Genomic DNA, 19,166 nt, shown 5'->3' with positions numbered 1-19,166 from the left:
TCGAATATTAGAAATATTAAATATATTCACTTATCTGGATTTCTTCTCAAGCTCGGTGATGATCTGTTTATATCTATTTTCAGTTAAAGGATAAAAGGCTATGATGATGATAGAGAGTAAAATAAATAGTCCCGGAATTAAGGCATTCATATGTTTAATCGCATTCAGTGACGTCACGGTTTGATCAGTATTCGCCACATATCCTGCAATTCCTAAATAGATGGCAGAAAACGAACCGGCCAGTGCAACACCTAACTTATTGATAAAACTCATGCTGGAAATCACCACTCCGTCGGCACGAACCCCTGTCTTCCATTCCGCATAATCAACACAATCGGCAACCATTCCCCAAGCAAGCGTATTTAAAGGGGTTGTAAAGAACCCTGAAGCAAATAGCCAGATGAAAATGAGCGTCACCGAAGAATACGCCGTAAAATGCAGACCTGCATACGAGATCAGTGACAAAGCAGCCGATATGATCATCACATTTTTCCTGCCCCATTTCTCAGAAAAGTATGGAATAAACAAGTTACTGATGAGGGCTGCGCCAAAAAATAAAACGGTTCCAAAGAACACCAATTCCTTTTGATTCACGTTATACGTAAAGTAGTACACCATTGTACTGATTTTAATATTAAACCCGATTGCAAATGCTAAAAATGATGACGTTAGAATCAGCAAAGGTTTGTTTTGAAACAAAACGGATAATGTCTTTTTCATTCCCTGTTTCTTTGTTTTCTTAGGCGCAATCCGCTCACGCACAGTAAAGAAACTAAAGAGATTCAAAGCGATGCTTATAATGGCATATACGAAAGCCGTCATCTGAAACCCAAATGCCTGGTTCTCTCCTCCCAAAGCTGCTGCAAGCGGAGTTGCACAGGAGATGGATAGAAGGATTCCGACATAAACCAAGATCATACGAATTGTTGTTAATACCGTTCTTTCTTTTACAGAATTCGTAATCCGACCCGTTAAGCTGTTCACCGGAATCGTTTGCATACTAAAGGACATGCCGAGCAGAATATAGGTAATATACGCATATACGATGTTTCCTGTTGCTCCAAAGTGAGGAGTAGTGAAACACAGGACAGTAAATAATGCGAAAGGAAATGCAACCCACAGCAGATAAGGCCTTGCCTTTCCCCACCTTGTGTTCGTTTTATCTAAAATAACCCCCATAATCGGGTCAAAAATAGCATCGAGCACCCGCACAACAAGAAATAATGTAGCGATGACCGCAGGCTGTATGCCGCCGATGTCCGTATAATAAAACAGCAGGTATGCGTTTACAAATTGAAACACAATATTATACGACATATCACCGAAGCCGTACCCAATTCGTTCAAGCCAGGACAGACCGGCACTGGATTTTGTTTGATGTTTCGCCTTCATTACCGTTGCTTTTTCTGTTTCGATCATCTTTTCCACCCCAAGAATCCGTTTTCAATATTGAGTACAAATCCAGTAAATAAGAGGGAGAATACGAGATTCTCCCTGTTCACTCAGCTATTCGGATACACCATCACTTTTAAACATTCATTCTTAAATTGAAGCGCCCGCTCCATCGCCTCTTGCGTATGCTCCAGCGCATATTGATCCGTCACAAGGTGTTTCGTGTCCACAATGCCGGAAGCAAGGAATTCAATTCCTTTTGGATACGTATTGGCATAACGGAAGATGCCGTATATATCAATCTCATTGTCCGCGATAAATGGCACGTTTAACGGAATTTCATTCTGAGAAGGCAAACCGACAATCGCAAGCTTTCCGCCGCGTCGTACAGAAGCCAGTGCGGATTGCAGTGCCGCAGGATTCCCCGCTGTTTCCCAAGCAACGTCAACGCCACTTTCATTTGTGATTTTTTTGATCTCTTCAATAGCGTCCTGTTCACGGATATTGATCACATGAGTAGCTCCCATTTTTTTCGCGGCATTTAACCGCAGCGGCTCTAAGTCGGTCACAATGATTGTACTTGCTCCAAATGCTTTAGCGGCTGCAACAGCCATTAATCCAACAGGGCCCATTCCCATGATCGCAATCGTTGATCCAGGCTGAAGCTTCGTTCTCATCGCTGCATGGATACCGACAGAAAACGGTTCAATCAAGGCAGCATCCTCATAAGAAAGTGAATCTGGAATGGAGAAAACAAAGTCCTGTCTGATTTTGATATATTGTACAAACGCGCCGTCTACTGGCGGCGTGGCCAAAAACTGTACATCCGGACAAAGGTTATAACGCCCTTCTTTGCACGCTTCACAGCGCCCGCACGTAACACCAGGTTCAACAGCGACGCGGTCACCGACTTTGAATTGATCAACAGACGAGCCGACAGCCGCGATTTCTCCCGCGCACTCATGTCCGAGGATAAATGGCTTCTCCACTACATAGTTGCCTATTCGGCCATTTGTATAGTAATGCAGATCTGATCCGCAAATACCGACAGCCATCACCTTAATCAATACTTCATCATGGCTGATGTCAGGTACAGGCAATGTTTCTATTCTGATTTCTCTTGTGTTATGCATAATAGCAGCCTTCATGGTTTTAGGTACTGTGTGAGTCATTTGGCAAATTCCTTTCTTTATGAATACTTCTAACGGCATGTGGCCGCTTCATCAAGAAATGTAAGTGCATACATTTTTGTTTTCTCTGTTACTGCCCTCATTTTATCTGCTTTTCAGAATGTTCAACAGCTTTTCATGCTGTATAAAAGGACAGCCGCACTGTACTTTTTGATTTTTCATATACAAAACAAGCAGGATTGATAAAATAGTACTAATAGGAGGTGCAGGTTTTATGGCTGAACTTGAAGATCGAAAACAATTTGCGGAATTGCTGGCACCTGGCGTAAAGTCATTAAAACTTCATCCAGATTATAAAGTCAGAAGGAATAAGAACGAAAAAACAGGACAGTCTTATTTAGACAACATTTCACACCAGCTGGGAGTTTCCCCAAACACGATTAAAAGCTGGATCGGACAGATGGGTGCGAACTATGTTCCCGGAAGAATCGAAGACGGAAAACTATTCGGAATGATCTGGATCATTCTTGAAAAAACCGATATGAATATACAGTGGTTTACCGACCTGCTTGAGACCACCACTATACCGGTAATCAAGCCTGCACTGCCTGTATGGGCGGCCTCATGTCTTAAAAAAGCGAAAATAGTACGGGAGGACAATTCATTCGGAGCACCGCTTGATCAAGATATTGAAAAAACAGTCAAGCGTTTATTTCCCGATATTCTCGACCATAAAACGAATGCGCTTACAGAACAGATGCCTTTGACACACAACTTACCGTCACGCTGGTCGGGTCACTTTATAGGACGAAGATTTGACATCGAGGCGATACGGCAATGGATGCTTTCCCCATCACCCGTCTGTTTAATTACCGGATGGGCAGGCATGGGAAAAACGACAACTGCTCTAGAAGCAGCCTATTCCTGTATCGGCGATTCCTCAGATTGGCCGGCATTCAACAGCATCATCTGGCTCAGTGCTGATTGGAAAGGATTAAGCTTTAGCGATTTTTTAAATACGATTGCATACCAGCTCGGCCGAACGGAACAAATCGATAAATCCATAAACGAAAAACGATTTGTCGTCCGCAATGCTTTGGCCAATTACACCAGAGAAAAACCGGTACTGCTGATCGTGGACAGCATAGACACTGCCGAAAGAGACATTCACGAATTTATCACCAGCCTGCCCCAAGGTGTGAAAATTCTCCTCACAGCACGTGAAAACTTGAAGCAAACCTATCGGGAAGGCTTCGGAGAAATGGTAACCATCCAGCTGAGCGGACTTGAACAAACAGATGCCCTGGAATATTTTCATCAAGAAGTGAACCGCTGCCTGCAAATGTGCAACGACCCAACTAAACAAGCAAAGCTGGCGCAGCTGCTGGAACTGTCTCCAGAACTGAAGAGCGAGTTCATTTCAGCGACAGCCGGAAACCCGAAAGCCATGGCACTCAGCATCGCCTATATGTCAGACGATGACATGCCCGCTCAGCAGCTGATTCATGAGCTCGGAAAAGCAGGCTACTCACTATTAGACCTGTTTGATTTTCTATTTGGGCGCACATGGCATAGATGCAATGAAGACACCCGGAAGCTATGGCAGGCGCTATGCTTTTTCAGCAAGCCGCCAGATGAAAAAAGCCTGGCGGCAGCGGCCGGATTAGACGCTCGCCGTTTCCATTACGCAGTTGAACAAATGCGGTCTTTTGCTCTGATTCAGCCCGAACGAAGCAAAGGAAGTACACAGTACTTCGCCCATCAAACCGTTGTCGCATACGGAGAACAGCACTTATCCGAAAATCAGCAATATGAAAAAGAAGCCCGCAGCCGCTGGGCGCACTATTATATTGATTATGCCGAAACCCATTTAAAGCGGGAACAGCCAAACTCTGTCTATTGGAGCTATCTCCTGGGACGTGATTTAGACCCAATCAAAAAAGAATGGCCAAACATCCTAAAGGTGATCAAATGGTCAAGCGAAACCGGACAAAATGAAATCTTAATTGAACTCATCACCCGCATCAGCCATTTTCTAAGCAGAATCAACCTGCCCTTACGAATCGAATACGGCCGTAAAGCCGCCGATGCCGCCCATCAATTAGGCAAACACACACGAGAAGCCTTCTTCCGAATCGACACAGCAGGCTGGGCACTGATGGAAGTCAACGATTTAGACGAGGCACTTCAACAAATTGAAGCCGGCCTGAAAACGCTGGAACAATCAGACACTGAAGAGCAAGACGTTCACGATCTAAAGGTATGGGGACTCGCACTGCAATCGAGGCTGCTTTTAAAAGCTGGAAGTCATGAAAAAGCGGAAGCGATTTTAACCGAAATCAAAGATATACCGATCTCCCCTGCGATTCAACACAGAGTTTTACTAGTTCGCGGAGATCTAAACTTTTCGAGAGGTCATGATGAAGAAGCCATTCAATTATACGAAGCGGCAAATCAAATCAGCTCCACGTACGGCGGCGAAAAAACGATAGAAGCCTATTTCAATTTAGGTGTGGCTTACGTGAAATGTGGTCAGTTTGAGAAAGCGGAAGAAGCTTTTGAGCAGATGCTTTATGACAAACACAACGCGAATCAGGTTGAGCTGATTTATTATTATTATGGGATGGCGCAGCTGTTGCATCGTAAAGGAGAGAAAACGAAAGCGATGGAAGCTAATCAGAAAGCGATTCGTTTGATTGATTCTTGGGAGCCTGCTATTGGGATTCGGGGTGAGGTGGAACGATTGGCAATGGTGATCAAAGAAAACGACTAGTACGTAGTTCTGTCAGGAATCTCACTCAGTTTCTTTATTATAAATAGAAAAGGCCAACTGAAGTCGCAGTTGGCCTTTCGTTTCTTATTAATGTCTACAAATGTACTGAACGAGATTTTCCCGTATGTATTCTTTCTCGTATAAAGGAAAGCGTATCATTTGCCAGCTTTTTGCGGCAAAGAACAATACCGGAATGACCACAATTGTAGACATATCTTGTGGGCTTCTCCCAACTTTCCCATAAATAATCGGCATCTTTTAAGTCTATATACTGATCATGTTTAGCAGAAATCAGCAGTATGTTATCTTTATTAACTTTCGGCAAGGCTTGACTAGGATCTGTGATATTCCAATATTTTATTAACTCTTCATAGGTCACACCATTTTGTTCTAATTCTTCTCTTATGTATTTACCTGGGATCGTGTTCCATATCGAATAAGAAAGGCGATTGGCATAAAAGATAGATACCACTACATCAATTTGAGATTCTAGGGTAGCAATTAGATTAGTAACCCATCCCCCTAAGCTTACTCCCACTATGATAACAGGGCCCTTTTTATTTGCTTTTATCCAGTGAATGAACGCCCGTAAATCTACAATAGACTGTCTTGTCGACTCAATTGTACGATCAATATTTGCACTAATCATCAACTCGCCATTATACAATGAATTTTCCGGTTCTCTTTCAAAATGGTATGGAAGAGAATAATAATACATGTTCCAGCCTAAATCGTTCATTATACGATTATGAAATATTTTTTTGATCCTATTGTACGAATCCATGCGCCAGCCATGTACAAAGATAACATTGGGTTGATCTATATCATTTTCATTAAAAAAACCTCCCCTTTTAAAGTATCATTAACAGGATTCCCAGATTGAATTAAAGATTCATAGCCAAAGGTTCCAATTTTATAATTTTTTCCTGATTCATTCAAATCAATTGAAACATCAGCTATATTTGCACTGTAAAATTCTTCTCTATCATCTATATCGGCTGTAAAAGCAGCAGAAAAATGTTTATCTTTGCTTCTTTTTCTGTGTAAATCATATAAAGCCAAGCGATCTATCATTTTTGAGAAATGCACTATTAAGTCCTCCTTGATAAACAAAAAAACTAATATTAGAGTTGATAATTGGATTGTCTGTCTCCATAGAGTCGGGACGGATTTTATCAAGAATCTAACTTCATCGACAGTGAATTTTTTGGGATCAGTTAGATGTCATTATTCTGACTCTCTTTATTCTTAACAAAAAAGACGAGTTCCTTATTGCAAGGAAAACATCGTCTTTTAGTAGCTAAAAAAAGCAGCACAAATAGACATTTTAACAGGATTTCTCTTTGACAGTGCTTTCCTAGAGGAAACCGTCTAAAAGTGTTGGTGGCACTATTTATCTAGATAACGGGGTCTTTTTTTGTCGTATGAGAGTATACCAATATTGTCTCCTGTCTGCAATAGAGAGAAAGGTAACAGAGGTTGGGACGAATAATTTTCAACCCCATAAGTGAATGGATATAGAAAATGACCAAAAATAAATAACAATGCCCTTCCTCTTTGTGGATAAGGGCTCTTATTATTTCAATTACTTATTGTTTCACTTTTATTTTGGTCGGGCTCATAATATCATGGATAAGCCCAGAATAGGCTGGAACCTTCTCGCTGCATTCCAAATAATGCCCCGTGTTATTTTTTGAGACGATGGAATTCAACTCACTTCTGGTTTTCAGCAGTCGAAGATGAGGTACTGCGCCTCCTTAAAAATCACAAAGTAAATCAAAACAAAGTCAAGATGCAAATAAAGTATGAATTGTATGATGAGAATTTTGTATTTCAGTCGATAGAATAGTCTATATCGGGGTTACCTACCGTTTATCAAAACTATTGAGTATCGATATAAAACAGTGCTGAAAAAATCAAACCACAAAAGACAGAAAAAAAGAAGCCTCTCACAAGTTCGGTGAACTCATGAGAAGCCTCGAAAATTTATAAATGGCATCAAAAGGGCATCAAAAATGACGTCCGTTGCCGACAAACCCTTGTTTATCAAGGGTTTTTTGTCGGTTTTACATCATTCCGCCCATACCGCCCATGCCGCCCATGTCAGGCATTCCTGCGCCGCCGGCATTTTCTTCCGGTTTGTCAGCGACAACAGCTTCAGTTGTTAAGAGCATTGCTGCTACAGAAGCTGCGTTTTGCAGTGCAGAGCGTGTAACTTTCGTTGGGTCAACGATACCTTTTTCGATCATGTTTACCCATTCGCCAGTTGCAGCGTTGAAGCCTACGCCGATTTCTTCGTTTTTCAGGCGCTCAACGATGACAGATCCTTCAAGACCTGCATTGTGCGCGATTTGACGAATTGGCTCTTCAAGCGCGCGAAGCACGATGTTGATACCTGTTTGCGCATCACCTTCAGCTTCAACTGCAGCGACTTTGTTATATACGTTGACAAGCGCTGTACCACCGCCGGATACGATGCCTTCTTCAACAGCTGCGCGAGTTGAGTTCAGGGCGTCTTCGATGCGAAGTTTACGCTCTTTCAGCTCAGTTTCAGTTGCAGCGCCGACTTTGATGACAGCTACGCCGCCAGCAAGTTTAGCAAGACGCTCTTGTAATTTTTCTCTGTCGAACTCAGAAGTTGTTTCTTCCACTTGAGCGCGGATTTGAGTGACGCGTGCAGAAATTTTATCTGTTTCGCCAGCGCCTTCAACGATTGTTGTGTTTTCTTTTGTAACCACAACTTTAGAAGCGCGTCCCAATTGTCCGATTTCAGTAGATTTCAGGTCAAGGCCAAGATCTTCTGTGATGACTTCTCCGCCAGTAAGGACAGCGATGTCTTCAAGCATTGCTTTACGGCGGTCACCGAAGCCAGGAGCTTTAACAGCCACTGCGTTGAATGTGCCGCGAAGTTTATTCACAACAAGTGTTGCGAGAGCTTCACCTTCAACATCCTCAGCGATCAGAAGCAATGGTTTGCCTTGCTGAACAACCTGCTCAAGCACAGGAAGAATTTCTTGAATGTTTGTGATTTTTTTGTCTGTGATTAAGATGTAAGGATTGTCAAGAACCGCTTCCATCTTATCAGAATCAGTTACCATGTAAGGAGACGCATATCCGCGGTCGAATTGCATACCTTCAACAACTTCAAGCTCAGTTGTGAAGCCTTTAGACTCTTCGATTGTGATAACGCCGTCGTTGCCTACGCGCTCCATTGCTTCAGCGATAAGGCTTCCGACTTCCTCATCAGCAGCAGAGATCGCAGCAACCTGAGCGATAGATTCTTTGCCTTCGATTGGCTTAGAAATTTCTTTCAGGTTCTCGATCGCAACGTTTACAGCTTGTTCCATACCTTTACGCACGCCTACAGGGTTAGCGCCTGCTGTTACGTTTTTAAGGCCTTCACGGATCATTGCTTGCGCAAGAACTGTCGCAGTTGTTGTACCGTCACCGGCAACGTCATTTGTTTTGCTGGCTACTTCAGCTACAAGCTTAGCACCCATGTTTTCAAACGCGTCTTCAAGTTCGATTTCTTTAGCGATTGTTACACCGTCATTAGTGATTAACGGAGAACCGAATTTTTTCTCTAGAACCACGTTGCGTCCTTTTGGTCCTAAAGTTACTTTTACAGCATCAGCAAGTGCATCAACACCGCGAAGCATTGCGCGGCGAGCTTCTTCACTAAACTTAATATCTTTTGCCATGTGTACGAAACCTCCTCGAATTTTTAAGTATTTGTTTATTTAAGAATTAGCCGATAACAGCTAAAATGTCGCTTTCACGTAAGATTAAGTATTCAGTACCTTCGTATTTCACTTCAGTACCTGCGTATTTTGAGAAGATAATGCGGTCGCCCTCTTTTACTTCTAAAGCAACGCGCTCTCCGCTTTCTAACACGCGACCTGAACCAGCTGCCACGATTTTGCCTTCTTGCGGCTTTTCTTTTGCAGAATCCGGTAACACAATTCCGCTGGCAGTTTTTTCTTCAGATTCTACGAGTTCAATGACAACGCGATCACCTAATGGCTTTAACAATGTAATAACCTCCTCAATAGTATGAATATGTAATTTTAGCACTCAGCACTAAAGAGTGCTAACACAATTCTTATAATAAAGAATCTCACTTCCAATTTCAAGTGATAAGATAAAAAATTTTTCACGCTTACATCATTCTTTTCAGCTCAGATATCCCTTGGCTTTTTCACCCTCGATTCAATTATGTTACAATAGCTGTAGACAAAAGAAACCCATTTAACAAAGGAGTACATACCATTTGAGAAAACAGTATTGGTTTATTATTTTGACATATATCATCATGCAGTTTTCAGCAGTAATTGCGATTCCCTTGTTATTTAAATTCGGTTATGCGGGAGGACAGCCCACAAAAGAAAATCTGCTGTACGCGCAGGGATTATGGTCCGTCATCAGTTTTATTGCCTGTCTGATTGTTGTATTGCTCATTCTCAGAACCGCGCCTAAAACTACGCTGCGAAACGAAAAGAAAGACTCGGTCGGACTTTCGATCCTTTGGGCGATAGCCGGGTTTTTCATCGCCCTTTTCTCTCAAGGATTAGCCGGTTCTATTGAATATTATGTATTTGGCATCGGAAGAGAATCAGAAAATACAAAAGCCATCCTGGATGTGATTCAGGCAGTTCCGCTCATGATTATCGTTTCTTCTATCATCGGGCCTATATTAGAAGAAATCATCTTCAGAAAAATCATTTTCGGCGCGCTGTACGAAAAAACGAATTTCTTTATTGCCGGACTGATCAGCTCCATTATTTTCGGAATTGTTCACGCGGATTTAACGCACCTTCTGCTGTATACGGCAATGGGCTTTACCTTTGCATTTCTATATGCGAGAACCAAACGGATTTGGGTGCCGATTTTCGCCCATGTAATGATGAATACATTCGTCGTCATTATGCAGCTTGAGCCTGTTCAGAAATACCTTGAACAGCAAAGCACACAAATGCAATTGATTATTGGAGGATTATTTTCATGAGAAACCCGATAGTGTGGGGAATGATCTACTTTGCCGTAGGGTGCATCTTTACTTATCTCGCCGCAAGCTCGCCAGGCAGCATGTGGTCATTTTACTCCATCCTGCTGATGGTGTTCGCTGCATACAACATCAGCATTTCTTTTAAGATGTTCGCCTTTTCATTTAAAATAAAGAAGAACCAGAAATAAAGAAAATCCATTTCTCTTCTATGAGAAATGGATTTTTTATGTTGGCTAAGAAGAAACGTCCTGATCGGCAGCACTGCTTTTCTGCGCTTTCCGATAGGCAGCCTTCGATATTAAAATACTGATTTCATACAAAATCAAGAGCGGAACAGTCACCATCATATGAGACAAAAGCTCAGGTGGTGTAATCAGAGCAGCAATCACAAGCAGCGTAAAGTACGCATACTTTCTGATTTTCGCTAAGAACATCGGTGTCACAATTCCAAGCCTTGTCAAAAACATAAGGATGACCGGCATTTGAAACAACAGTCCAAACGGAATCGTCAGCTGCAGAAGAAAATGAAAATATTCATTAATTCCAATCACCTGAGTGACATTCAAATCCTGAGAGATCCGTTTCATAAAATCGACAACAAAAGGAAATAAAATATAATAGGAAAAAGATAAACCCGCTAAAAACAGCAAAATAGAGATCGGAATGTAGCTGAGCGTTACTTTGCGCTCCTTTTCATAGAGGCCCGGGCTCACAAAAGCCCAAAGCTGATAAAGAATAACCGGCGAAGTCAGGACAATCCCGATGATAAACGCAAACTGCATAAACACATAAAGCGGGTCTGTCAGATTAAACGCATTGAGCGTGAGCTCCTTCGCTTCATCGGTTTCTTGCAGATACACTATAATCGGCTTCGCTAAAAAAAATCCCGCGATAAAAAAAACGACAAACGCCAGCGCCACAACCAGCAATCGTTTTCGAAGCTCCGCAATATGCTCCAGCAGCGACATTTGATTCACTTTCATTTGTGTCATCCTAACTTACTGATTCTCTTTCTTTTTTTCCTCATCATCACTCGCTAATCCTTTAGTAGCGTTTTTGAATTCACGAAGTGTGTCTCCAGCCGCTTTTCCCAACTCAGGCAGCTTTTTGGGACCAAAGATAATCAGAGCAACGATTGCGATAACAGCAAGGCTTCCAGGACCGATCGGCATATTTGGGCTCCTCCTTTCCGGTTACTCGATTTCCTCTAAAACAGAATAATGCTTCAAGAAATAAACCAGTGACTGAAGCTCTACAGCTAAATCTATATGATGAATTCGAATGTGTTCCGGCACATTCAAACGGGCCGGCGTAAAATTAAGAATACCCTTGATCCCTAACGCAACCAATCTGTCAGTAATCGATTGGGCCGCTACTGCGGGCACTGTCAGAATGGCAACTGATTCGCCTTTTACATGTTGTTCAAGATCATCGAGGTTAAAGACGGGCACACCGCCTACCTCAGTTCCTATTTTACTCTCATTTATATCAAAAGCCATAGAAATTTTTGTGTTATTATTTTTTGTGAAATTATAGTGAAGAAACGCTGTTCCTAAGTTTCCGACACCAATCAGGATAACGTCTGTCATTTCATCCTGATCAAGCGTTTTTCGGAAAAATGACAGCAAATAATCGACATTATATCCGTATCCTTTTTTGCCAAGAGCTCCAAAATAGGAAAAATCCCTGCGAATCGTGGCAGAATCAACCTTTACGGCATCGCTGAGTTCAGCAGATGATACACGCTGTTTTCCTGACGCATGCAGATTCTTTAAAAAGCGATAATAAAGCGGCAGCCGTTTTGCCGTCGCCTGCGGAATTTTTGATTGATCCTTATTCATTTTTGGTCCTCCAAATTATACTCGGATAGTTCTCTTTTAAAGTCACCGTTTTTCCCGCCTGTCTTTTCCAGCAAGCAGGTAGGGCCGATGACCATCCCCTTATCAAGCGCCTTGCACATATCGTAAACAGTAAGGGCACATACCGATGCAGAAGTTAGCGCTTCCATTTCCACACCTGTACTCCCTTTCGTTTTGACCTGTGCTTTTATATGAAGTATAACTTCTGTTTCTTTTATTTTCCAGTCAAACGAAATATCGACCCCGCTCAAGGATAGCGGATGGCACATCGGAATGATATTTGATGTTTGTTTCGCAGCCATAATGCCCGCAACCTGAGCGACAGCAAGTACATCTCCTTTGCCGATATCATGGCTTTTTATTTTCTCGTACACTTCACTCTTCATGTGTACGCTTGATACAGCCGCCGCAGTACGGACAGTCGAAGATTTTTCGCTGATATCCACCATCTGGGCTCTGCCCTGTTCATTAAAATGAGAAAATCCATTCATAGTAAAAACTCTCCTTAAACAGATCATACACTATTTTCTTCTCTATGTCTTATTCGGCCAATGTATTGTTTGCTGAGTTCTGGTTCATAAGCTACACTTAACTTATTATAGCAGAGGTGAAATAATATGATGATCTTACAAATTAATCAGCTTTCCAAATCATTTGGTGCTGATACTATTTTAAACAATATAAAGCTGGAAGTCAGAAACCGTGATCGCGTCGCTATTGTAGGAAGAAACGGCGCTGGGAAATCTACACTCCTTAAAATTATCGCAGGTCACCTTTCATATGAAAAGGGTGAAATGATCAAGCCGAAAGATATCACAATGGGCTATTTGGCCCAGCATACCGGCTTGGATTCTAAGCTTACCATAAAAGAAGAGCTGCTGACTGTTTTTGATCACTTAAAAGCGATGGAAAAAGAAATGCGAAACATAGAAGAAAAAATGGCGGCAGCTGACCCAAGTGAACTGGAAAGTATCATGAAAACCTACGACCGCCTTCAGCAGGAATTTAAAGATAAAGGCGGCTATCAATATGAAGCAGATGTCAGATCTGTGCTGCACGGTCTCGGCTTCAGCCATTTTGACGATTCAACACAGGTGCAAAGCCTAAGCGGTGGTCAGAAAACTAGACTGGCCTTGGGTAAGCTTCTGTTAACACAGCCTGACCTTCTCATTCTAGATGAGCCGACCAACCATCTGGACATTGATACGCTGACATGGCTTGAACATTATTTACAAGGCTATTCAGGCGCCATTCTGATTGTTTCTCACGACCGCTACTTTTTGGACAAAGTGGTGAACCAGGTGTACGAGGTATCAAGATCAGAAAGCAAAAAGTATCACGGCAACTACAGCGCTTATCTCGACCAAAAAGCCGCGCAGTATGAGAAAGATATTAAAATGTATGAAAAGCAGCAGGATGAAATCGCCAAGCTTCAGGACTTCGTAGACCGAAATCTGGCGAGAGCCTCAACGACAAAAAGAGCACAAAGCCGCCGGAAACAGCTAGAACGGATGGACGTCATGTCAAAACCGCTCGGCGACGAAAAATCAGCAAATTTTCATTTCGATATTACAAAACAGAGCGGGAACGAGGTCCTGCGGGTTCAGGATCTGACCATCAGCTATGAAAACCAGCCGCCGCTTCTGACAGATGTGTCGTTTAGGCTTACAAGAGGAGAAAGCGCCGCTCTTGTAGGTCCCAACGGAATCGGAAAATCAACCCTGCTGAAAACATTAATAAACACACTGAAGCCAGATCAAGGATCAATAGCGTACGGCTCAAATGTCAGTATCGGTTACTATGACCAGGAACAGGCTGAGCTGACCTCCTCTAAACGCGTCATTGATGAGCTGTGGGACGAGTATCCGGAGCTTCAAGAGAAAGAAATCAGAACGTGCCTCGGAAATTTCTTATTCTCCGGGGATGATGTGCTTAAACCCGTCTATTCCCTAAGCGGGGGTGAAAAAGCAAGAGTGGCCCTGGCCAAGCTGATGCTGCAAAAAGCTAACTTTCTCATTCTTGATGAGCCGACGAACCATCTTGACTTAGACAGCAAAGAAGTTCTCGAGAACGCCTTGATCGATTATCCGGGCACATTGTTATTTGTCTCACATGACAGATATTTTATTAACAGAATCGCAACAAGGGTATATGAGCTTTCTCCAAACCATATTGAAGAATATCTCGGAGATTACGATTATTATACAGAGAAAAAAACACAGCAGCTGGAATTAGAGAAAATGAAACAGCAAGAGGAAACTGAAAAAGCCACGGCTGCAATGAAATCCGACTCTAAACGTTCTTATGAGGAAGAAAAAGAATGGAAAAAGAAAGAACGCCAACGACTCAGACGCATAAAAGAAATTGAAACGACAGTTCAAACCATAGAAGAAAAAATCAGTCACAATGATGAATTACTTTGTGATCCGGAAGTATATCAGGACCACGAAAAGGTACAAGCCATCCACGCTGACAACGAGAAACTCAATCAAGAATTGGAAAACCTACTATCAGAATGGGAAGAACTATCCACAGAAGAAGATTAAAAAAGTCAAGCACCTCTTTTTTAGAGGTGCTTTTTATCCACAGAAAATAGCCTTATAAGCAAACGAAGAAAGCGATTTATACACAATATCCACAAAATTTTCTGAATTTATCCACTTTATTAACAGCCTCTCAACCCCTTTATCCATCTATATCTCTATAATTACTCACAGATATGTGGATAAATTGAGAATTATCTGTTAATAACAATAAAAAAGCCTCACTCCATTATGTCGTGAGACCTTGGTAAGAAGTCAGTTCAAGACCAGGCTGGCCATTCATATCATATGATCCGCGAATCCCTTTTTCAAAAGCAATTGTACCGGCCGCAGCAATCATTGCAGCATTATCCGTACATAAGGATAGCGGAGGAATGATGAGCGCTGTCCCCTCATGCTGGGAAAATTCCTTCTGTAACGCAGCTCTGAGTCCTCTGTTTGCAGCTACTCCGCCGGCCAAAAGAACCTGTTTGACACCATATTCTTTTGCAGCGCGTGCCGTTTTTGTCACTAAGACATCAATGACGCTATTCTGAAAACTGGCAGAAAGATCTTCCGGCGCAATTTCCTGTCCTTTTTGAGCCGCGTTATGAAGCGTATTGATCACAGCTGATTTCAGCCCGCTGAAGCTGAAATTATAAGAACCTTCTTCAAGCCATGCGCGAGGCAGAGGAATAGTGTCATTCCCTGATTCCGCAAGCTTGTCAATCTGCGGTCCGCCTGGATACGGGAGCCCCATCGTTCTTGCCACTTTGTCATAAGCTTCCCCTGCTGCGTCATCGAGTGTTTCCCCGATCACTTCAAATGAACCGTGCTCTTTCATATAAACCAATTCCGTATGGCCGCCGGAAACGACCAATGCAAGCGCTGGAAAAACGATCTCTTCTACCAGACGGTTTGCGTAGATATGGCCCGCTATATGATGGACTCCAACTAACGGAATATGATGCGCAAAGCTCAATGCTTTAGCGGCGTTTACTCCGATTAGCAGTGCTCCCACCAATCCCGGGCCTTCAGTAACTGCAATCGCATCTATATCACGATATGTCATGTCTGCTTTACGGAAAGCCTCTTCGATCACTAAAGTGATTTGCTCCACATGATGTCTTGATGCAATTTCCGGCACAACCCCTCCGAATCGTTTATGGCTTTCAATTTGAGAGGCCACAACGTTCGAGACGATTTCTGTTCCGTTTTTTACAATAGCTGCTGCCGTTTCATCGCAGCTCGTTTCGATTCCTAATATATAAAGATCTTTTTGCTCATTCATTTATCGTCACCCACATAATTAACGCATCTTCCCCGTTATCAGTATAATAGTTCTTTCTTATTCCGCCGGGCTGCATCCCGAACTTTTTATATAAACTTTGAGCAGGGTGATTGGAAACCCTCACTTCAAGCGAAAGCCGCCTCGCCTCTTTTTCTTTACAAAGCTCGAGAGCTGAACGAAAAAGTGCTTCTCCTAAAGACTGGCCCCTATACTCTGGTTTAATCGCGATATTTGTGATTTGGGCGTCGTCCATCACAATCCAAATCCCGCAATAACCCGCGATACAATCGTCCTTTTCAATCACGAGATAGTGGGCATACGGATTTTCAAGCAATTCATGATAAAACGAATCCTTCGTCCAGGGAGACGTAAAGGAGGATGTTTCAATTTCGTATACGTGATCAACATCATCAAGCTGCATTTTTCTGACTGCTGCTTTTGTTTTCATCCTATCACCCTACTTTTGACTTTCAATCCATTTCGCTTCAGCTTCTGCAAGCCTTAAATAATCCGGCACAAGCCCGTGAATATCAGCAGCTTCCCTATCCGCACCCAAGTAAGCCAATTCGGAAGGGCGGGGATTATGCTGAGCCGCAGACCCTATGATTCCTTTTGTCCCTAATACATCCAATATCGTCTCCTCGTGTATGGATGTATCATGACCTAAAAACAAAACAGGGCGCTCCTTCTCTTTTAGCATCTCCAGCCACTCTGTCAGCATCACATTTTGATCCGGCACAGCCTGTTCTAAAAGACCGTTTTTATATTCATAAAGACCTGTATACACCTGTCCGCGTCTCGCATCAAATATAGGGCTGATCAGACCGTCAAAGTGACGTCCATTTGCCGCCAGCGCTTCAAGACTTGAAACAGCAGAAATCGGAATGTTTAAAGACCAGGCAAGTGTTTTGGCTATGGTTACACCGATTCTCACCCCTGTGTACGAGCCTGGACCTTTTGCGACAACAATTTTAGAAAGGTCCTGCGGGGTTATATCACAATCATTCAGCAAAGAATGAACAGCAGGCATCGCCCTCACAGAGTGATTCTTTTTTAAATATGTCATGTATTCTGCTATGACAGTGTTGTTCCGAAGTAGCGCTATGCCTAAAGTATAATTCGATGTATCAATTGCTAATATTGTCATGTCTACTTATCTCCTCACAAAGCATTTCATACCGATTCCCCACAGCTGTAAAGATGATCTCTCTTTCATCGTCACCAACTCTTTTAATGGCAATTTGCAGTCGCTCCTGCGGAAGCTGCTCTTCAATTAAATGTGCCCATTCCACTAAGCAGACACCTTGTCCATGAAAATATTCATCAAGTCCTAAGTCTTCACTCTCGTCTTCCATTCTGTATACATCCATATGATAAAGAGGAAGTGAACCATCGTTATATTCTTTTATGATCGTAAACGTCGGACTGTTTACAACACGTGTAATTCCGAGTCCTTCAGCAAAACCTTTTGTAAAGGTTGTTTTCCCAGCTCCTAAATCGCCCTCTAATGTCAGGACGTCCCCAGGCTTTGAAAACGATGCAGTCAGCTTAGCAATCGCTTTTGTTTCTTCAGGATTTACAGTTCTCCATTTTAATTGCTTCACACGAGTCACCCGTCTTATTTAAAATGATTATATCCTTTTTTCTCTAAAGTCATTGTTTCTTCATCTGTCTTTAATACGACATTGGATTCTGTCTTTTCACGGACACATCCAATCTTTTTAATTGGCAGTTGAAGTCTGCTGCACTCCTGCTGTAACAGTTCCCAGTCTTCCTTTGAGATCGTCCCAGTCAGCTCAAAATCCTCTCCGCCAAACAAAGCCCATTCCTTCCATTTGGAATTTAACTTAGGCAAGTCCGGATGAACTGGAAGAAGGTTCTCGTCAATTTCTATTGAAACAGAGCTGGATTCAGCAATTTCATGCAATTCACTTGCCAATCCGTCACTAATATCATTAAGAGCCACACGCTGAGCGTTCGAGCATAGTCTGCCAACACTCACTCTTGGGTGAGGGCGTTTATGCCTATTGATAAAGTAATCTGTTTCAAATGATGTTTCCGGATGAGAGGACTCTTTTAGCAGCAATGAAAGTCCAGCAGCAGAAGAACCGATTTCACCAGTGACAAAGACTATATCATTCGGCTTTGCCAAACTGCGCAAACAGGCACGTCCCTTTTCAACTTCCCCAATCACAGTCACTGTGACGACTAGTTTATCAGAAGTAGAAACTGTATCACCGCCAATCAGGTCCATACAGTATAGTTTCGCCAGCTCATTCATTCCTTCATACATGGCCTTGATTTCTGATTCCGTCCATTTTGAAGGCACCGCAAGAGACACTAAATAAAACTTAGGAATACCTCCCATTGCGGCAATATCACTTATATTTATAGCCAACGCCTTATATCCAATGTCCTCCGGCGAAGAATAGCTCAATTTAAAATGTACGTCCTCTACCATTGTATCGACACATACAATTTCCTGCACACCGTTTTTCGCTGTGTAAAGAGCCGCATCGTCTCCAATTCCTACATCAACGGAAGAATGGTGAATGGTCCGCGGAGTAATACGATTAATTAAATCAAACTCATCCATTAACCAAACCTCCTTTTGGTCTGATGATGTTTTATATGTACTGTATCTAGTGTATCGGATTATGGTGAAATATCCAAGATATTGCCGATATAAAGAAAGCTTGGCTATCATACCAAGCAAAAGATGTAATAAAAGAAAACACAAAAAAAACGAAAACATGATCGTTTCGTTTACAATAAATGGCGGTCCGGACGGGACTCGAACCCGCGACCTCCTGCGTGACAGGCAGGCATTCTAACCAACTGAACTACCGGACCATTTTAATTTGGTTGCACCCTTTGGGCGCTCCTTATTTTAAAGGATATATTTTTTTGGTTGCGGGGGCAGGATTTGAACCTGCGACCTTCGGGTTATGAGCCCGACGAGCTACCGAACTGCTCCACCCCGCGATGATATAATTAAGATAAAACTGCTTGGCGGCGTCCTACTCTCACAGGGGGAAACCCCCGACTACCATCGGCGCTGAAGAGCTTAACTTCCGTGTTCGGCATGGGAACGGGTGTGACCTCTTCGCTATCGCCACCAAACAATTGAGAGTGTTCTCTCAAAACTAGATAACAGGTGTGACATCATTAGGAATTAGGTTAAGTCCTCGATC

General features: G+C 42.6%; 18 protein-coding genes, 2 tRNA genes, 1 rRNA gene and 1 pseudogene. 4 read left to right on the top strand and 18 right to left on the bottom strand.

Annotation, left to right across the window (positions count from 1 at the left end; genetic code table 11):
* Window positions 1-30: 30 nt before the first annotated feature.
* Window positions 31-1,419, bottom strand: a complete 1,389-nt coding sequence (locus tag AU387_RS13890; protein ID WP_059335932.1) for a glycoside-pentoside-hexuronide (GPH):cation symporter — start codon at window positions 1,417-1,419, stop codon at window positions 31-33.
* 83 nt (window positions 1,420-1,502) lie between these two features.
* Window positions 1,503-2,564 carry a sorbitol dehydrogenase gene (gutB, locus tag AU387_RS13885; protein ID WP_059335931.1) on the bottom strand — a complete coding sequence of 354 codons (1,062 nt, stop codon included), beginning with the start codon at window positions 2,562-2,564 and terminating at the stop codon, window positions 1,503-1,505.
* 232 nt (window positions 2,565-2,796) lie between these two features.
* Here gutB and AU387_RS13880 point away from each other — a divergent pair, with 232 nt between their 5' ends.
* Complete coding sequence (locus AU387_RS13880; RefSeq protein WP_059335930.1) at window positions 2,797-5,295, top strand: tetratricopeptide repeat protein; 2,499 nt, start codon at window positions 2,797-2,799, stop codon at window positions 5,293-5,295.
* Window positions 5,296-5,389: 94 nt separating this feature from the next.
* Here the strand turns inward: AU387_RS13880 and AU387_RS21640 are convergent, their stop codons facing one another.
* The 4 genes and pseudogenes from AU387_RS21640 to groES form a co-directional block, all read right to left on the bottom strand.
* A complete protein-coding gene (locus tag AU387_RS21640; protein WP_162264505.1) occupies window positions 5,390-6,079 on the bottom strand; it encodes an alpha/beta hydrolase in 690 nt (229 codons plus the stop codon).
* A 143-nt stretch (window positions 6,080-6,222) separates the two neighbouring features.
* Window positions 6,223-6,405, bottom strand: a pseudogene (locus AU387_RS22380) (abhydrolase domain-containing 18); the annotation flags it as partial.
* A gap of 956 nt (window positions 6,406-7,361) precedes the next feature.
* Entirely contained in the window at window positions 7,362-8,996 is a 1,635-nt protein-coding gene (gene groL / locus AU387_RS13870) for a chaperonin GroEL (RefSeq protein ID WP_010333214.1), read from the bottom strand.
* Window positions 8,997-9,042: 46 nt separating this feature from the next.
* Entirely contained in the window at window positions 9,043-9,327 is a 285-nt protein-coding gene (gene groES / locus AU387_RS13865) for a co-chaperone GroES (RefSeq protein ID WP_003155970.1), read from the bottom strand.
* Between the two features lie 238 nt (window positions 9,328-9,565).
* On the opposite strand from groES, the gene AU387_RS13860 reads away from it, so the two are divergent.
* Both AU387_RS13860 and AU387_RS13855 read left to right on the top strand, forming a co-directional pair.
* Window positions 9,566-10,300: a CPBP family intramembrane glutamic endopeptidase gene (locus AU387_RS13860; protein WP_059335929.1), complete on the top strand. Its 735-nt coding sequence runs from the start codon at window positions 9,566-9,568 to the stop codon at window positions 10,298-10,300.
* Window positions 10,297-10,488: a DUF4305 domain-containing protein gene (locus AU387_RS13855; RefSeq protein ID WP_024120410.1), complete on the top strand. Its 192-nt coding sequence runs from the start codon at window positions 10,297-10,299 to the stop codon at window positions 10,486-10,488. The genes AU387_RS13860 and AU387_RS13855 overlap by 4 nt, the downstream gene beginning before the upstream one ends.
* A gap of 45 nt (window positions 10,489-10,533) precedes the next feature.
* On the opposite strand, the gene tatC is transcribed toward AU387_RS13855, so the two are convergent.
* Genes tatC through moaC form a run of 4 tightly spaced genes read right to left on the bottom strand, consistent with a single transcriptional unit; the run spans window position 10,534 to window position 12,650 of the window.
* Window positions 10,534-11,292, bottom strand: coding sequence for a twin-arginine translocase subunit TatC (gene tatC, locus AU387_RS13850; RefSeq protein WP_082687911.1), 759 nt, complete (start codon window positions 11,290-11,292; stop codon window positions 10,534-10,536).
* 6 nt (window positions 11,293-11,298) lie between these two features.
* A complete protein-coding gene (gene tatAY, locus AU387_RS13845; protein WP_010333210.1) occupies window positions 11,299-11,472 on the bottom strand; it encodes a sec-independent protein translocase protein TatAY in 174 nt (57 codons plus the stop codon).
* A 21-nt stretch (window positions 11,473-11,493) separates the two neighbouring features.
* Complete coding sequence (locus AU387_RS13840) at window positions 11,494-12,141, bottom strand: redox-sensing transcriptional repressor Rex (RefSeq protein WP_044152840.1); 648 nt, start codon at window positions 12,139-12,141, stop codon at window positions 11,494-11,496.
* Window positions 12,138-12,650, bottom strand: coding sequence for a cyclic pyranopterin monophosphate synthase MoaC (moaC, locus tag AU387_RS13835; protein ID WP_010333208.1), 513 nt, complete (start codon window positions 12,648-12,650; stop codon window positions 12,138-12,140). The genes AU387_RS13840 and moaC overlap by 4 nt, the downstream gene beginning before the upstream one ends.
* 126 nt (window positions 12,651-12,776) lie before the next feature.
* On the opposite strand from moaC, the gene AU387_RS13830 reads away from it, so the two are divergent.
* The gene (locus AU387_RS13830; protein WP_059335928.1) at window positions 12,777-14,705 is read left to right on the top strand and encodes an ABC-F family ATP-binding cassette domain-containing protein; all 1,929 of its coding nucleotides are present in this window, start codon (window positions 12,777-12,779) and stop codon (window positions 14,703-14,705) included.
* Window positions 14,706-14,931: 226 nt separating this feature from the next.
* On the opposite strand, the gene tsaD is transcribed toward AU387_RS13830, so the two are convergent.
* The 8 genes from tsaD to rrf all read right to left on the bottom strand — a co-directional run bounded on the left by tsaD (window position 14,932) and on the right by rrf (window position 19,095).
* Window positions 14,932-15,972: a tRNA (adenosine(37)-N6)-threonylcarbamoyltransferase complex transferase subunit TsaD gene (gene tsaD / locus AU387_RS13825; protein ID WP_059335927.1), complete on the bottom strand. Its 1,041-nt coding sequence runs from the start codon at window positions 15,970-15,972 to the stop codon at window positions 14,932-14,934.
* On the bottom strand, window positions 15,965-16,420 hold the full coding sequence (gene rimI, locus AU387_RS13820; protein ID WP_024120406.1) for a ribosomal protein S18-alanine N-acetyltransferase: 456 nt from the start codon (window positions 16,418-16,420) through the stop codon (window positions 15,965-15,967). Before rimI ends, tsaD begins: the two co-directional genes overlap by 8 nt.
* A 9-nt stretch (window positions 16,421-16,429) precedes the next feature.
* On the bottom strand, window positions 16,430-17,119 hold the full coding sequence (gene tsaB / locus AU387_RS13815; protein WP_059335926.1) for a tRNA (adenosine(37)-N6)-threonylcarbamoyltransferase complex dimerization subunit type 1 TsaB: 690 nt from the start codon (window positions 17,117-17,119) through the stop codon (window positions 16,430-16,432).
* On the bottom strand, window positions 17,100-17,576 hold the full coding sequence (gene tsaE, locus AU387_RS13810; protein ID WP_059293404.1) for a tRNA (adenosine(37)-N6)-threonylcarbamoyltransferase complex ATPase subunit type 1 TsaE: 477 nt from the start codon (window positions 17,574-17,576) through the stop codon (window positions 17,100-17,102). Before tsaE ends, tsaB begins: the two co-directional genes overlap by 20 nt.
* Window positions 17,577-17,590: 14 nt before the next feature.
* On the bottom strand, window positions 17,591-18,568 hold the full coding sequence (thiL, locus tag AU387_RS13805; RefSeq protein ID WP_059335925.1) for a thiamine-phosphate kinase: 978 nt from the start codon (window positions 18,566-18,568) through the stop codon (window positions 17,591-17,593).
* A 180-nt stretch (window positions 18,569-18,748) separates the two neighbouring features.
* Window positions 18,749-18,825: transfer RNA gene (locus AU387_RS13800), tRNA-Asp, on the bottom strand.
* Between the two features lie 55 nt (window positions 18,826-18,880).
* Window positions 18,881-18,957, bottom strand: a tRNA-Met gene (locus AU387_RS13795).
* Between the two features lie 22 nt (window positions 18,958-18,979).
* A 5S ribosomal RNA gene (gene rrf, locus AU387_RS13790) occupies window positions 18,980-19,095 on the bottom strand.
* Window positions 19,096-19,166 lie beyond the last annotated feature (71 nt).

The organism is Bacillus halotolerans, assembly GCF_001517105.1.
GTDB classification, from domain to species: Bacteria; Bacillota; Bacilli; order Bacillales; family Bacillaceae; genus Bacillus; species Bacillus halotolerans.
The sequence above is the reverse complement of the archived record's forward strand: the minus strand, read 5'-3'. Positions and strand labels throughout refer to the sequence as shown.

What these genes read in the sequence shown, in the direction of transcription:
- groL (WP_010333214.1), bottom strand. Translation starts at nt 8,996, where the DNA reads ATGGCAAAAGATATTAAGTTTAGTGAAGAAGCTCGCCGCGCAATGCTT.
- AU387_RS13880 (WP_059335930.1), top strand. Translation starts at nt 2,797, where the DNA reads ATGGCTGAACTTGAAGATCGAAAACAATTTGCGGAATTGCTGGCACCT.
- AU387_RS21640 (WP_162264505.1), bottom strand. Translation starts at nt 6,079, where the DNA reads ATGGATTCGTACAATAGGATCAAAAAAATATTTCATAATCGTATAATG.
- AU387_RS13855 (WP_024120410.1), top strand. Translation starts at nt 10,297, where the DNA reads ATGAGAAACCCGATAGTGTGGGGAATGATCTACTTTGCCGTAGGGTGC.
- AU387_RS13830 (WP_059335928.1), top strand. Translation starts at nt 12,777, where the DNA reads ATGATGATCTTACAAATTAATCAGCTTTCCAAATCATTTGGTGCTGAT.
- AU387_RS13890 (WP_059335932.1), bottom strand. Translation starts at nt 1,419, where the DNA reads ATGATCGAAACAGAAAAAGCAACGGTAATGAAGGCGAAACATCAAACA.
- rimI (WP_024120406.1), bottom strand. Translation starts at nt 16,420, where the DNA reads ATGAAAACAAAAGCAGCAGTCAGAAAAATGCAGCTTGATGATGTTGAT.
- tatAY (WP_010333210.1), bottom strand. Translation starts at nt 11,472, where the DNA reads ATGCCGATCGGTCCTGGAAGCCTTGCTGTTATCGCAATCGTTGCTCTG.
- tatC (WP_082687911.1), bottom strand. Translation starts at nt 11,292, where the DNA reads ATGACACAAATGAAAGTGAATCAAATGTCGCTGCTGGAGCATATTGCG.
- moaC (WP_010333208.1), bottom strand. Translation starts at nt 12,650, where the DNA reads ATGAATGGATTTTCTCATTTTAATGAACAGGGCAGAGCCCAGATGGTG.
- thiL (WP_059335925.1), bottom strand. Translation starts at nt 18,568, where the DNA reads ATGGATGAGTTTGATTTAATTAATCGTATTACTCCGCGGACCATTCAC.
- AU387_RS13840 (WP_044152840.1), bottom strand. Translation starts at nt 12,141, where the DNA reads ATGAATAAGGATCAATCAAAAATTCCGCAGGCGACGGCAAAACGGCTG.
- gutB (WP_059335931.1), bottom strand. Translation starts at nt 2,564, where the DNA reads ATGACTCACACAGTACCTAAAACCATGAAGGCTGCTATTATGCATAAC.
- tsaD (WP_059335927.1), bottom strand. Translation starts at nt 15,972, where the DNA reads ATGAATGAGCAAAAAGATCTTTATATATTAGGAATCGAAACGAGCTGC.
- tsaB (WP_059335926.1), bottom strand. Translation starts at nt 17,119, where the DNA reads ATGACAATATTAGCAATTGATACATCGAATTATACTTTAGGCATAGCG.